Raw genomic sequence first — 12,348 nt, 5'->3', positions numbered from 1 at the left:
CCTGTTAACGGCCATTCAACGACGACTTGCTCTAATTGGGTCGCCCGCCCAACTGGAGACATAGCCGATGGCGCTTGCCGACACCTCGATGACGCTCGAGGGCGACACCCGCCCCCGGGCCGCAGTGGGTCGCGCGGCTATCGTGCTTGGGCTGGTTGTCTACGCGGCCCTGCTCGGCGCGGCCTGGTGGGCGGTGGCCAGCCTGCTGCCCGATCAGATCACCCTACAGGCCTTCGGCAAATCCAAGACCGTATCGGGGGTGCATGACCGCCTCGCCGGCGTCGGCATGGTGGCCGCCATCCTGCCGACGGCGCTGTGGATCGAATGCCTGGTGGTCGGGTGGGAGAAGAGCTCCGCGCGCGCGCTGATCTTCGGTCCCACCCTGTCCATGCGCACCGACCTAGCCGTCCTGGTCCTGGGTCAGGCCTTTGTGCTGGAGGTGGTGGGCAAGGCCATGATGCTGGGCCTCTCGATGATCTCCGGCATGGCGATCCGCGACTGGATCCAGGCTCAGACGGGCTTTGCGGCGGACCTGACCAGCCTGCCCTTCGCGGCCCAGCTGGTGGTCTATTTCTACATCTACACCTTCTTCGACTACTGGACGCACAGGCTGGACCACAGCCGGTTCTTCTGGCCCCTGCACCGCTTCCACCACTCGGCCAAAGACTTCTGTGTGGTGACCTCGGCGCGCCAGCATCCGGCCGCGTTCAGCGCTTTCTTCGTGATCAACCTGCCGCTCGCCATCCTGGGCGCCACCCCCAGTGTGATGATCTTCGTCAGTGTCCTGGTGACCACGGTCGGATTCCTGATCCATTCCCAGCTCACCTCCGACTGGGGCTGGGTCGGCCGCTGGGTGCTCCAGTCGCCCCTGCACCACCGCCTGCACCACAAGCTGGACATGACCGAGCCCACGGGCCACTTCGCCATGGCCCCTATCTGGGACCGGCTGTTCGGCACCTGGCGCGGGACCGCCGATCCCGCCCTGGTGATCGGCGTGGCGCAGCCCTACCGGCACGGCTTCTGGATCGTCCCTGACCTGCTGCGCGACTACTGGCATTTCTGGTCGGGCTTCGTGGTGAAACGCGCCGACTGAGGACGGCCGTAGGCCTGTCCCTGACTTCTAGTTTGGTGCCCCAGGTCGGACTCGAACCAACACGCCTCTCGGCAACAGATTTTGAGTCTGCCGCGTCTACCATTTCGCCACTGGGGCCCCAGGAGCGGCCGGCAATGTAGCGGCGGGACTCGCCGCCGCAAGCGGCGATTGACCTACTTGGCCGCGGCCTCGTCCTCGTCGCGATGCAGGGCGGCGTGGGCGGCCAGCACGATGTCCAGCACCACGATGGCGCCCACCACGGCGGCCGCGGCCATGGCGGCGTGGCGGCGGGGGTTCTCGCGACCGGTGGCCTTGCCGAGCGTAAGCAGGTCCATGGCGTCGCCGCCGACCCGGAGCCACAGCCAGGGACCCGGTCGAACGGGCGACAGCAGTCCGGCGCCGGCGGCGATCTCGCGGGCGCCGAAGGCGGCGACCTTCTCCTCGTCGGAGGCCAGACCCACGAATTTGGCGAACTGCCGTGGCGCGGCGACGGCCACCAGGCCCAGGCCGAGACTGACGACGCCCAGGGCGCGCTTGACGATGACCAGGTCCAAGTCGGTTTCCTCCCGCTGCTGGAGCAGCCAATTCCTGACCGGTCGCCAGGTTCCGGCGAGACGCTTCGCCGCAAGCAGCGTCGCGCTCTCGACGCGCCGTCGTCCGAATGATAATCACTCGCAACGAGTGAGGGCGTCAGCATGAACAATCTGTCGATCGACCGTGTGGAGATCGCCGAGTCCATCCCCGAGGTGGGGATCACCCTTCGGCTGAGCGACGCCTCCGTCGGCGATCGGGGCGTGATCATCGATGTACGCGCCGATGACGACGGCAAGGATCATGGCGTCGATATCGAGGAGCTGCAGCGCCGCCTGCTGGAGTTCGGTTTCGTGGAAGGGGCCCGCGTCGAGGTGATCCACGAGGGCGCGATCGGCCACGACCCCATCGCCGTGCGCCTGGACGATATGCGCGTCGCCCTGCGCCGCCGGGACGCCGGTGACGTCATCATCCTGCTGGACCGTCCATGAGCGACGTCGCCCTGTCGCCAGCCCGGGTCGCCCTGGTCGGCAATCCCAATTCCGGCAAGACCGCCCTCTTCAACGCCCTGACCGGCAGCCGCCAGAAGGTGGCCAACTATGCCGGCGTCACCGTGGAGCGGAAGGAAGGGACGGTCACCGCCGCCTCGGGCCGCACGATCCACGTGCTGGACCTGCCCGGCACCTATTCCCTGCGGGCCCGCAGCCCGGACGAGGCGGTCACCCGTGATGCGGTCCTCGGCCAGCTGGCCGGCGAGACCCCTCCCGACGCCATTGTCTGCGTGGCCGACGCCACCAACCTGCGCCTGGTGCTGCGCCTGATCCTGGAGCTGAAGCAGGTGGGCCGGCCGCTGGTTCTCGCCCTCAACATGTTCGACATCGCCCAGCGTCAGGGCCTGCGGATCGACCTCGAGGGGTTGGCCCGCGACATCGGCGCGCCGATCGTCACCACGGTGGCCACCCGCAAGCGCGGCATCGAGGAACTGGTGGCCCAGATCGACGCCACCACCCTGGAGGCCGCGGCGACCGTCGCCCGAGAATGGCGCGCGCCCGACGCCGGCGAGATCCGCGACGCCCACCGCGAGGCCCAGCGCCTGATGAAGGCTCACGTCCGGCCACCTGAGCGTCCCGACACCCTGACCGGCAAGGTTGACGGCGTGCTGCTGCATCCCGTCTGGGGCCTGGCTATCCTGCTGGCCATACTGCTGCTGATGTTCCAGGCGGTGTTCACCTGGGCCACGCCCCTGATGGACCTGATCGACGCCGGTATGACGGGACTCGGCGGGCTCGTGGCCCTGGCGATCCCCGAGGGTCTGGTCCGCAGCCTGATCGTCGACGGCATCATCGCCGGCGTTGGCAGCGTCCTGGTCTTCCTGCCGCAGATCCTGATCCTGTTCCTGTTCATCATCATGCTGGAGGACTCCGGCTACATGGCCCGGGCCGCCTTCCTGATGGACAAGATCATGGGCGGGGCGGGGCTGCACGGCCGGGCCTTCATCCCCCTTCTGTCTTCCTTCGCCTGCGCGATCCCCGGGGTCATGTCGACGCGGGTGATCGACTCCAAGCGCGACCGGCTGACCACGATCCTGGTGGCGCCGCTGATGACCTGCTCAGCGCGCATTCCGGTCTACACCCTGATCATCGGCGCGGTGATCCCGGCCAAGGTGGTGGGCGGGGTCTTCAGCCTCCAGGGCCTGGTGATGTTCGGCCTGTATGCGGCAGGCATCCTGTCGGCCCTGGGCGTCTCCTTCGTCATCCGGCGTTTCCTGTGGCGGGGCATGAGCGAGCCCTTCATGATGGAGCTGCCCACCTACAAGAAGCCCGACCCCACCAATGTCGCGCGCAGTCTGCTGCAGCGAGGTCAGATCTTCATGAGCCGAGCGGGCCGCATCATCCTGCCCCTGATGGTGCTCGTCTGGTTCCTGTCGACCTTCCCCTATCCGCCGGCGGGCGCGACGGGCCCGGCCATCGACTACAGCTTCGCCGGTACGATCGGCCACTTCATCCAGCCCCTCCTGGCCCCCATCGGGTTCAACTGGCAGATGTCGGTGGCCCTGGTCCCCGGCATGGCGGCCCGGGAAGTCGCTGTCGCGGCCCTGGGCACCGTCTATGCGGTGGGCGACGCCGAGACCAACACCGGCGGGCTCTCGGCCCGGCTGGCGGAGCAATGGTCCCTCGCCTCGGGCCTGTCGTTCCTCGCCTGGTATGTGTTCGCTCCGCAGTGCGTGGCGACGCTGGGGGTGGTGAAGCGCGAGACCAACAGCTGGCTCTGGCCGACGGTCATGTTCGTCTACATGATCACCCTGGCCTATATCGCCGCCCTGATCGTCTACCAGCTCACCGTGGCGCTGGGCGGCGGGTAGAACGTCGCAAACACAAGTTAAGCGTGAGCCTTAACGACGCGATAAACGACCCGAGCGCACCTTCCTCAGGTGGGAGGCGTGATCATGGAAAAGATCCAAACCGAACGGCGGCGGAAGCCGCGCCCCAAGACCAGCGCGGAGGCCGTGGCCGAGCGCATCCGGCAGACCCTGATGCAGTTCGGCGGCGAGGCGCACCGGCGGGAGGTCATCATGCAGATGGCCCGCGACTCAGGGGTCGATGTCCGCAACATCCCCGAGGAGCTGGAGACCACGGTCATCACCAGCTTCGAGGCGGCCTGGAACGACACCGAGAAGCGCGAGAGCTTCGGCTTCACCCTGCGGTTCGGCGAGGGCTCCCACCGTTGGGGCGTCCGGATGCCGGAGACGGCGCACTAAGCGCCTCCCCCGTGTCGCCGGCCAAGGCGTTGGCCGCCATCTGCAGGCGGTTCAAGAGCCGCTTGAGCAGCGACACTTCGTCAGGCGCGAGCCCGGATATGAGGGCCGCCTCATAGGCCAGGGCCAGGGGGGCGATCTCCGCATGGAGACGCGAGCCCTCCTGGGTCAGGGCCAGGACATGCGAGCGCCCGTCGGCATGGTGATCCGACCGTTCCAGCAGGCGGCGCTTGAACAAGCCCTGGGCCGCGCGGCTCACCGTCACCTTGTCCATGCCCGTGCGTGAGACGATGGCGCCCTGGGTCAGGCCGCCATCCTCCGCCAGCACGCAGATCAGCCGCCACTGCGGGATGGTCAGGCCAAAGCGATCCTCGTAGGCCCGGGCGATCAGGCCCGAGACCGCGTTGGAGGCCACCGACAACCGGTAGGGCAGATAGGCGTCCAGCTTCAGCCCCGGGACGGCCGCGGCTTCCGTGGGCTGGGACTGAACGGTCATCCGGCAGCGACCTCCTGTTCGATGGCGCCGAAGATGGAGTGACGGCGGGCGTCGCGCATTTCAATCCGAACGCAGTCTCCGGCCTTCAGGAACGGGGTCTTTGGCGCGCCGCCCGCCAGGGTTTCGACGGTCCGCAGCTCCGCGAGGCAGGAATAGCCGACGCCGCCCTCGGACACCGATTTCCCTGGACCGCCGTCGGGACCACGATTCGAGACGGTGCCGGAGCCGATGATCGTCCCGGCGCCCAGCGCCCGGGTCTTGGCGGCGTGGGCGATCAGGGTCCCGAAATCGAAGGTCATGTCGACGCCGGCGTCGGCCTCACCCAGGGGCTTGCCGTTCAGCTCCACCTCCAGGGCGCCCGTCAGGCGGCCATCGACCCAGGCGTCGCCCAGGCTGTCGGGGGTCACCGCCACGGGGGAGAAGGACGACGCCGGCTTGGACTGGAAGAAACCGAAGTTCTTGGCCAGCTCGTCCGGGATCAGGTTTCGTAGCGAGACGTCGTTGGCCAGCATCACCAGCCGGACGGCGGCAAGCGCCTCCTCCCGGCTCGCGCCCTGAGGCACGTCGCCCGTGATGACCGCGATCTCGCCTTCCATGTCGCAGCCCCAGGCCTCGTCGGCCAAGGGGATGGGGTCGCGCGGCGCAAGGAAGCCATCGGAGCCGCCCTGATACATCAGGGGCTCGGTCCAGAAGCTGGCGGGCATCTCGGCGCCGCGCGCTTTGCGCACCAGTTCCACGTGGTTCACATAGGCCGAGCCGTCCGCCCACTGGTAGGCGCGCGGCAAGGGGCTCTCGGCGTCGTGCTCGTGGAAGCGCACCCGGGGTATCGAGCCATGGTCCAGGCTCTCGCCCAGCCCCCTCAGCAGCGGCTCGCACCGCTCCCAGTCGTCGAGGGCCGCCTGTAGGGTGGGGGCGATATTGGTCGCCTCCACGCACCAGGCGAGATCGCTGGACACCACCACGAGACGCCCGTCGCGTCCCCACTTCAGTGAAGCGAGCTTCATTCCTGGTCTCCCATCATTTCTGTTTTCGTTGAATCGCGGCGCGGGATGACGCGGGTCAGGCGCACCCCGCGCTCATAGGCTTGCGGCTGATAGACGACGACCTCGACGCAGATGTCGCCCTTGGGCTCAGCGACCCAAAGGTAGTTGCGCTCAAACTCGGCGGAACGGCCGGCCGGGGTAAAGCCTTCGTAGGTGTCGCCCCAGGGGGTGACCTGGGAGAGCTCCCGCCAGCCCAGATCGCAGGCCCTTGCCAGTTCTTCCTCGGCGGCGTCCGCCAAATCCTGCTGGCGGTCGACGCTGGGCATTCAGATACGCACGTCCATGGGGACGGCGGCGAGGCTGCGCTTGTTGCGGTCGAGGGGGACTTTCACCTAGGCGGTCTTCCAACTGTCGACATAGGCGGCATTCTCAACCGTCGCGGCGGCCTCGCCAACCTCCAACGGGTCGCGGGTGTCGATCATCACGGCATATTCATCGGTGGCGGGCTTGGGCTGGCTGAGCATGTTCTTCAGCGCCTTGGGGTGCGGGCCATGGGTGAAGCCCGACGGATGAAAGGTCATCATCCCGGCGTCGATGCCGTCGCGGCTGAAGAAGTCGCCCGCGTGGTAGAAGAGCACCTCCTCGAAATCGTCGTTGTTGTGGAAGAACGGGACCTTCAAGGCCCCCGGATCGGTCTCGAACGGCCGCGGCGCGAAGGTGCAGACCACGAAGCGGTCAGAGACGAAGGTGGTGTGGACGCTGGGAGGCAGGTGGTAGCGGTGGCTGACCACCGGCCGCAGGTCCTTCACGTTGAGGCGCACCGGCGCCAGATCCCCATGCCAGCCCACTGCGTCGATGGGATTGTAAGGGTAGGTCACCACCGAGACCTGGCCGCGTTTCTTGATCTCCACGCGGTATTCACCGGGTTCCGCCTGATGAGCGCGGAAGGCCTCGTCCATGGCGGGCGTGTCCAGCATGGCGGGATCAAACAGGGCGTGCCCGCCCAGCATACCCTTGTCCGGCAACGAGAAATGGGTGTTGGTCGCCTGGATCATCAGCACCGCCGTGGGCGTGCTGGGCGCAAGCCGCCACATGGTCCCGCGCGGCAGATAGAGGTAGTCGCCGGCCGCGTAGCCGATACGGCCGTAGTCGCAGAACAGGTCGCCGGCGCCCTCGTGCACGAACAGCAACTGATCGCCATCGGCGTTGCGGGCGAGCGCCGGCATGGGCGAGGCCAGCTTCCAGAAGCGCATCTCCACGGCGGCGTTGTGCAGCACGACGGGCGCGCTCCAGGGCGAACCCGGCGCCTCGTTCAGGCGGGAGAGGTCGAAGGCGCGGGGGCGCAGCGGCCCTTCGAAATTGGTCCAGCCGGTGGGGGGGCGCGGATGGTGCAGGAAGGCGGCGGGGCCGAAGAAGCCCTCCTTGGAGATCTCCCGCTCATAGGTGCCGTCTGGCATATCGGCGTGGGCCTGGCGGGAATGGACACCTTGGGCGCCGCGCACCGGGATCCAGTTTCGAGCCATCAGAATTCGTCCTTGTAGATGCCCACCGCCATCGGACGCCCCTCCGACGCCTGGGCGCGGTACATGCCCGAGGTGTTGAAGCTCCAGGCGATCTGACCATCCGGCGCGACAGCGATGACGCCGCCGTCGCCGCCCAGAGCGGTCAGCCTGTTCTGCACCACCTCATCGGCGGCGGCCTGCAGGCTCAGCCCCTTCAGCTCCACAAGGGCCGAGATGTCGCGCGCCACGGTCAGGCGGATGAAGTACTCGCCGGTCCCGGTGGCCGACACCGCGCAACCGGCGTTCGACGCATAGGTCCCCGCCCCGATCAGGGGGCTGTCCCCCACCCGCCCCCAGCGCTTGCCGGTGGTGCCGCCGGTGGAGGTGGCGGCGGCCACGTCGCCGTGGATGTCGAGGGCGACAACGCCCACGGTGCCATGCTTGCCCTCGTCGTGCGCCAATCCCTGGGCGGGATCAGGCCGGTCCGCGCCGACCGGCTCCTCCGGGATCGGCAGCTTCTCGGCCTTCAGGAAATTGGTCAGGCTGCGCCAGCGGCGCGCGGTATGGAAATGGAACGGCTCCACCAACTCCTCGCCCTGGTCGGCGGCGAAGTCGTCGGCGCCCTTGCCGATCAGCATGACATGGGGCGAGCGCTCCATGACCGCGCGGGCCAGCGTGATCGGGTGCCGGGCTCTGGTAACGCCGGCCACGGCGCCGGCCCTCAGCGTGCGCCCCTCCATGATGGCGGCGTCCAGTTCGTTGCGGCCCTCCGCGGTGAAGACCGCGCCCCGGCCAGCGTTGAACAGAGGATCGTCCTCCAGCAGGCGGACGGCGGTCTCGCAGGCGTCCAGGGCAAGGCCGCCCGCCTTCAAGACCTGGGCGCCGGCCTCGGTCACCTTGGTCAGGGCGGCGCGATAGGCCGCCTCCTGCTCAGGCTTGAGGTGGGCGCGCTCGATCACGCCTGCCCCGCCGTGCACGACAATGGCCCACTTCGGCGGCAATCAGCCCTCCTTGGCCGGCAGGACGCCGCGGCGCACCTGGTCGAGTTCAATGGACTCAAACAGCGCCTTGAAGTTGCCCTCGCCGAACCCCTCGTTGCCCTTGCGCTGGATCAGCTCGAAGAAGATCGGCCCGATCATGTTCTCGGTGAAGATCTGCAGCAGCAGACCCTGACCCTCGGTGGGGGCGCCGTCCATCAGGATCTGATCGGCGCGCAGACGCTGCAGGTTCTCGTCATGGCCCTTCACGCGGTCGGGGAGTTGCTCGTAGTAGGTCTCCGGCACCGATTGGAAACGGACCTCCCGGTCCCGCATGGTCTCCACCGAGTGGTAGATGTCGCCGGTCCCGAGCGCCACGTGCTGGATGCCCTCGCCGTGATAGTCCTTGAGGAACTCCTCGATCTGCGAGTGGTCGTCCTGGCTCTCGTTCAGCGGGATGCGGATCTTGCCGCAGGGGCTGGTCATGGCCTTGGAGATCAGCCCGGTCTGGGCGCCCTCGATGTCGAAATAGCGGATCTCCCGGAAGTTGAAGATGCGCTCGTAAAAGTCGGCCCACTTGCCCATGTTGCCGCGGAACACGTTGTGGGTCAGGTGGTCGAGGTAGGTCAGGCCGACACTGTTGGCCGCCTCCGCCTCCGCAGCGCCCGGGATCGGCACGAAGTCGACGTCGTAGATCTCCTGGGCCCCGTACCGGTCCACCAGATAGAGGTTCGATCCGCCGATCCCCTCGATGGCCGGGATGTTCAGCTCCATGGGACCGACCGGTCCCAGCACCGGCTTGGCGCCGCGCTCAAGGGCGAGCGCCATCGCCTTGCCGGCGTCCTTGACCCGGAAGGCCATGGCGTTCGCTGAGGGTCCATGAATCTGGCGGAAGTCCGCGGGCTGGCCGCTGGGCTCCATGTTCAGCAGGAAGTTGATGTCCCCCTGGCGCATCCGGATGACGCTCTTGGAGCGGTGCCTGGAGACCGCCGTGAAGCCCATCTTCTCGAACAGGCCCTTCAGCAGATCCGGTTCGGGGGCGGTGAATTCGACAAACTCGAAGCCGTCGGTGCCGAGCGGATTGTCGAAGAGGTCACGACTGGTGGCCTGGGCGTTCATCTGCGCACTCCTTCCCGGAGAGATAGTATCATATGAAACCACTTGCCTGAACCGCGCCCAGGAGACAAGGGCGTCTGGCGCTGATAGCAAACGAGTGAACAGCCTCCTCGGATCACCATGCTTCGCAAAACGTACGACTGGGTCATGAACCTGGCCGGGTCGCGCCACGCGCCCGTCATGCTGTGCGGCGTCTCGTTCGCGGAGAGTTCGTTCTTTCCGATCCCTCCCGACGTGATGCTGGCGCCCATGGTCCTGGCGCGGCCCGAGCGCGCCTTTGTCTATGCCGGGCTCTGCACCCTGTCGTCGGTCCTGGGCGGGTGCCTGGGCTACTTCATCGGCTACCACCTGGGAGACCTGGGCCACTGGCTGCTGGCCCTGATGGGCCACCCCGAGGGCGACGCCGCCTTCAAGGCCTGGTTTGACCAGTGGGGCCTGTGGGTGATCCTGATCAAGGGCCTGACGCCCATTCCCTACAAGCTGGTGACCATCGCCTCTGGCCTGGCTGAATTCTCCTTCTTCACCTTCGTCTGGGCTTCGGTCGTGACCCGCGGAGCGCGCTTCTTCCTCACCGCCACCCTGCTGAAGTACTTCGGCCCGGCGGTGCGCGAAGAGGTCGAAAAGCGCCTGACCCTGTACACCGTGATCGGCGTGACCGTTCTGGTCGGCGGCATTGTTGCGCTGAAAGTCTTGGGCTGAGCCGGGTTTTGCGCTCATATCGCGCGCCATGATGCAGCTCATCCGCGCCGTCCTCGACCGCTGGGCCTTCTTCGCCCTGGGCTCCGCCGCCCTGATGCTGGCGATCGCCCATGCCTTCGAAACCTTCGGCGGCTACGCGCCCTGCACGCTCTGCCTGCGGGCCCGAGAGGTCTACTGGGTGGCCGGGACGATCGCCCTGGCCTGCATCCTGGCGGTCAAGCTGCCCCGGATCCTGCGTTGGCGCTGGCTGTTCTACGCCGCCCTGGCCCTGGTCTTCGCCGTCGGAGTGGCGATCGCGGTCTATCACAGCGGCGCGGAGTGGAAGTGGTGGCCTGGCCCCACGACCTGCGCGTCCACCGGCGGCGGCGTCAGCACCCAGGCCATGAGTGACCTCCTGGGCGGCGCGAAGATCCAACCCCCGACCTGTGACGAGGCGGCCTGGCGGTTCCTGGGCCTGTCCATGGCCGGCTGGAACGCCCTGATCTCACTGAAGCTGACCCTTTACAGCGCCTGGGCGGCGCTCCGCGATAGGCCCCGGTCATGAGCGACAAACCCATTCCGCCCCGCCCGGGCCAGGGCGCCACCGCCGCGCGGCTCGCCGAAATCCTCCGGGTCGATCAGGCCGGCGAAATGGCGGCGGTGCAGATCTATCGCGGCCAACGCGCCGTGCTCGGCGGCTCCAAAGGCCATGAGCGGATCGCTGGCCAGCTGGCCGAGATGGAGGGTCACGAGGCCGTTCACCTGGCCCGCTTCGACACCCTGCTCACCGACCACGGGGTGCGCCCGACCGCCATGACCCCGGTCTGGCGGCTGGCCGCCTTCGCGCTCGGCGCCGGCACCGCGCTGCTGGGTGAGAAGGCGGCTCATGCCTGCACCGAGGCGGTGGAGGACGTGATCGAGCAGCACTATGCCGGCCAGGTGGCCGAGCTCAGCGATCGTGAACCGGCCCTGGCCGCCGAACTCTCGAAGTTCCGCGACGAGGAGCTGGCCCATCGTGATCACGCCGTGCAGGAAGGCGCCCGCGACGCACTGGGCTATCCGATCCTGGCGGCGGTGATACGCGCTGGTTGCAAGGCCGCCATCAAGATCAGCGAGAAGCTATGACCGACGCGCAGATCGAAGCCCTGCGCCGAGGCGCCGAGGCCCCCGTCCTGGCGGGCTCGGCCGACCTCGACGCCGTCGCCGACGATCTGAACGAGGCCTTCCGGACGGACCCGCAGTTCTGCTGGTTCCTTCGCGACGACGCGGGCCGCGAGGCCGCCCGCCTGCGCTTCATGAAGATGCTGGTGAAGGAGGTCGCCCTCCCCACCGGCGAGGTGAGCCGCCCCCCCGGCGGCGGCGCGGTCTCCATCTGGATTTCCTCTCAGGCGCTGGGCCCCAACAGCCTGATGCAGGAGCTGCGCATGTTCCCCACCATCCTGGGCGCGACGGGCCTTGGGCGGATCGATCGCCTCGCCGCCATGCGAAAGGCGATGGACGCGTTGCACCCCATGGACCGGCCTCACGCCTATCTGTGGTTCCTCGGGGTTCGGCCCGAGGCGCAGGGCCTGGGGGTCGGATCCCGGATGCTGAAGGCGGGCCTGGCAAAGGTCGACGCTCAGGGGCTGCCCGCCTATCTGGAATCCTCAAGCGAGGCCAACGTGCCGCTCTATCGCCGCCACGGCTTCGAGGTGATGCAGGAGTTCCGCGCGCGGGCCGACGCCCCGCCCGCCTGGGCCATGTGGCGCGAGCCCCGGGCGGCCGTCTAACGAGCCCCCAGCGTCCGGCGTCCGAAGGCGAACAGGGTCGCCAGCGCCGCCTCCACCACGATGGGCAGCAGCATGTCCGGCGCAAGCCCCTCCAGGCCCGCCGTGATCAGACGGCCGGCGAGGGCGAGGCCGACCAAGACCAGGGGCACGGTGACCAAACGGCGGTCATCGCGGATCGCCGCGGCTAGGGCGAAGACCCCCATGCCCCCGAAGAATCCGCCGACATCGGCCCTCAGGCTCGCCAGACCAAGGCCGCCGACGGGGGACAGGCCGAGGGTCACGGCCGGCAGGGTTGGATCGATCCAGATCCGCAGGGCGCCGAAGATCGCAAAGGCGCCGAGCGCGCCGATCAGCAGACGGGGCAGGAGACGAAGCATGAGTGTTGTCCAGGCGGTTTGATTGTGGCGCGATACATGCCACTATTTCAAGACAGAGCGAAACCACGCGG

At 68.0% G+C, this 12,348-nt stretch carries 16 protein-coding genes and 1 tRNA gene; 8 read left to right on the top strand and 9 right to left on the bottom strand.

Annotated elements, in window-relative coordinates:
- The first annotated feature begins 67 nt into the window (after positions 1–67).
- Positions 68–1,093 (top strand): sterol desaturase family protein, encoded by a 1,026-nt coding sequence (locus Q8N10_RS18650; protein WP_304775509.1) that lies wholly within the window; start codon positions 68–70, stop codon positions 1,091–1,093.
- Between the two features lie 33 nt (positions 1,094–1,126).
- Here the strand turns inward: Q8N10_RS18650 and Q8N10_RS18645 are convergent.
- Both Q8N10_RS18645 and Q8N10_RS18640 read right to left on the bottom strand, forming a co-directional pair.
- A tRNA-Leu gene (locus tag Q8N10_RS18645) sits at positions 1,127–1,210 on the bottom strand.
- A gap of 56 nt (positions 1,211–1,266) precedes the next feature.
- Positions 1,267–1,647 carry a hypothetical protein gene (locus Q8N10_RS18640; RefSeq protein WP_304775507.1) on the bottom strand — a complete coding sequence of 127 codons (381 nt, stop codon included), beginning with the start codon at positions 1,645–1,647 and terminating at the stop codon, positions 1,267–1,269.
- Between the two features lie 141 nt (positions 1,648–1,788).
- Here Q8N10_RS18640 and Q8N10_RS18635 point away from each other — a divergent pair, with 141 nt between their 5' ends.
- The 3 genes from Q8N10_RS18635 (at position 1,789) to Q8N10_RS18625 (ending at position 4,382) form a co-directional block, all read left to right on the top strand.
- Positions 1,789–2,115 (top strand): FeoA family protein, encoded by a 327-nt coding sequence (locus tag Q8N10_RS18635; RefSeq protein ID WP_304775504.1) that lies wholly within the window; start codon positions 1,789–1,791, stop codon positions 2,113–2,115.
- Positions 2,112–3,986, top strand: coding sequence for a ferrous iron transporter B (locus Q8N10_RS18630; protein ID WP_304775502.1), 1,875 nt, complete (start codon positions 2,112–2,114; stop codon positions 3,984–3,986). The genes Q8N10_RS18635 and Q8N10_RS18630 overlap by 4 nt, the downstream gene beginning before the upstream one ends.
- Before the next feature lie 84 nt (positions 3,987–4,070).
- Positions 4,071–4,382, top strand: coding sequence for a hypothetical protein (locus tag Q8N10_RS18625; protein WP_304775499.1), 312 nt, complete (start codon positions 4,071–4,073; stop codon positions 4,380–4,382).
- Here Q8N10_RS18625 and Q8N10_RS18620 read toward each other — a convergent pair.
- From Q8N10_RS18620 to hppD, 6 genes are all read right to left on the bottom strand, one after another.
- Positions 4,318–4,875 (bottom strand): MarR family winged helix-turn-helix transcriptional regulator, encoded by a 558-nt coding sequence (locus tag Q8N10_RS18620; RefSeq protein ID WP_304775498.1) that lies wholly within the window; start codon positions 4,873–4,875, stop codon positions 4,318–4,320. The two genes, Q8N10_RS18625 and Q8N10_RS18620, sit on opposite strands and share 65 nt — an antisense overlap.
- The gene (locus tag Q8N10_RS18615; protein ID WP_304775496.1) at positions 4,872–5,879 is read right to left on the bottom strand and encodes a fumarylacetoacetate hydrolase family protein; all 1,008 of its coding nucleotides are present in this window, start codon (positions 5,877–5,879) and stop codon (positions 4,872–4,874) included. The genes Q8N10_RS18620 and Q8N10_RS18615 overlap by 4 nt, the downstream gene beginning before the upstream one ends.
- Positions 5,876–6,184, bottom strand: a complete 309-nt coding sequence (locus Q8N10_RS18610; RefSeq protein ID WP_304775494.1) for a hypothetical protein — start codon at positions 6,182–6,184, stop codon at positions 5,876–5,878. The genes Q8N10_RS18615 and Q8N10_RS18610 overlap by 4 nt, the downstream gene beginning before the upstream one ends.
- 66 nt (positions 6,185–6,250) lie before the next feature.
- The gene (locus tag Q8N10_RS18605; RefSeq protein ID WP_304775492.1) at positions 6,251–7,381 is read right to left on the bottom strand and encodes a homogentisate 1,2-dioxygenase; all 1,131 of its coding nucleotides are present in this window, start codon (positions 7,379–7,381) and stop codon (positions 6,251–6,253) included.
- Positions 7,381–8,361, bottom strand: a complete 981-nt coding sequence (locus Q8N10_RS18600; protein ID WP_304775490.1) for an isoaspartyl peptidase/L-asparaginase family protein — start codon at positions 8,359–8,361, stop codon at positions 7,381–7,383. Before Q8N10_RS18600 ends, Q8N10_RS18605 begins: the two co-directional genes overlap by 1 nt.
- Positions 8,362–9,456 carry a 4-hydroxyphenylpyruvate dioxygenase gene (gene hppD, locus Q8N10_RS18595; protein WP_304775488.1) on the bottom strand — a complete coding sequence of 365 codons (1,095 nt, stop codon included), beginning with the start codon at positions 9,454–9,456 and terminating at the stop codon, positions 8,362–8,364.
- A 117-nt stretch (positions 9,457–9,573) separates the two neighbouring features.
- Between hppD and Q8N10_RS18590 the strand changes: the two genes are divergently transcribed.
- The 4 genes from Q8N10_RS18590 to Q8N10_RS18575 are packed head-to-tail and all read left to right on the top strand — an operon-like array spanning position 9,574 to position 11,900.
- The gene (locus Q8N10_RS18590; protein ID WP_304775485.1) at positions 9,574–10,152 is read left to right on the top strand and encodes a YqaA family protein; all 579 of its coding nucleotides are present in this window, start codon (positions 9,574–9,576) and stop codon (positions 10,150–10,152) included.
- A 28-nt stretch (positions 10,153–10,180) separates the two neighbouring features.
- Positions 10,181–10,696 (top strand): disulfide bond formation protein B, encoded by a 516-nt coding sequence (locus Q8N10_RS18585; protein ID WP_304775482.1) that lies wholly within the window; start codon positions 10,181–10,183, stop codon positions 10,694–10,696.
- The gene (locus Q8N10_RS18580; RefSeq protein ID WP_304701737.1) at positions 10,693–11,256 is read left to right on the top strand and encodes a demethoxyubiquinone hydroxylase family protein; all 564 of its coding nucleotides are present in this window, start codon (positions 10,693–10,695) and stop codon (positions 11,254–11,256) included. Before Q8N10_RS18585 ends, Q8N10_RS18580 begins: the two co-directional genes overlap by 4 nt.
- Positions 11,253–11,900, top strand: coding sequence for an N-acetyltransferase (locus tag Q8N10_RS18575; RefSeq protein ID WP_304775480.1), 648 nt, complete (start codon positions 11,253–11,255; stop codon positions 11,898–11,900). Before Q8N10_RS18580 ends, Q8N10_RS18575 begins: the two co-directional genes overlap by 4 nt.
- On the opposite strand, the gene Q8N10_RS18570 is transcribed toward Q8N10_RS18575, so the two are convergent.
- Complete coding sequence (locus Q8N10_RS18570) at positions 11,897–12,277, bottom strand: hypothetical protein (RefSeq protein ID WP_304701739.1); 381 nt, start codon at positions 12,275–12,277, stop codon at positions 11,897–11,899. The two genes, Q8N10_RS18575 and Q8N10_RS18570, sit on opposite strands and share 4 nt — an antisense overlap.
- Between the last annotated feature and the right edge of the window lie 71 nt (positions 12,278–12,348).

It is taken from the genome of Phenylobacterium sp. (assembly GCF_030693625.1).
Taxonomy (GTDB): Bacteria; Pseudomonadota; Alphaproteobacteria; order Caulobacterales; family Caulobacteraceae; genus Phenylobacterium; species Phenylobacterium ferrooxidans.
The sequence above is the reverse complement of the archived record's forward strand: the minus strand, read 5'-3'. Positions and strand labels throughout refer to the sequence as shown.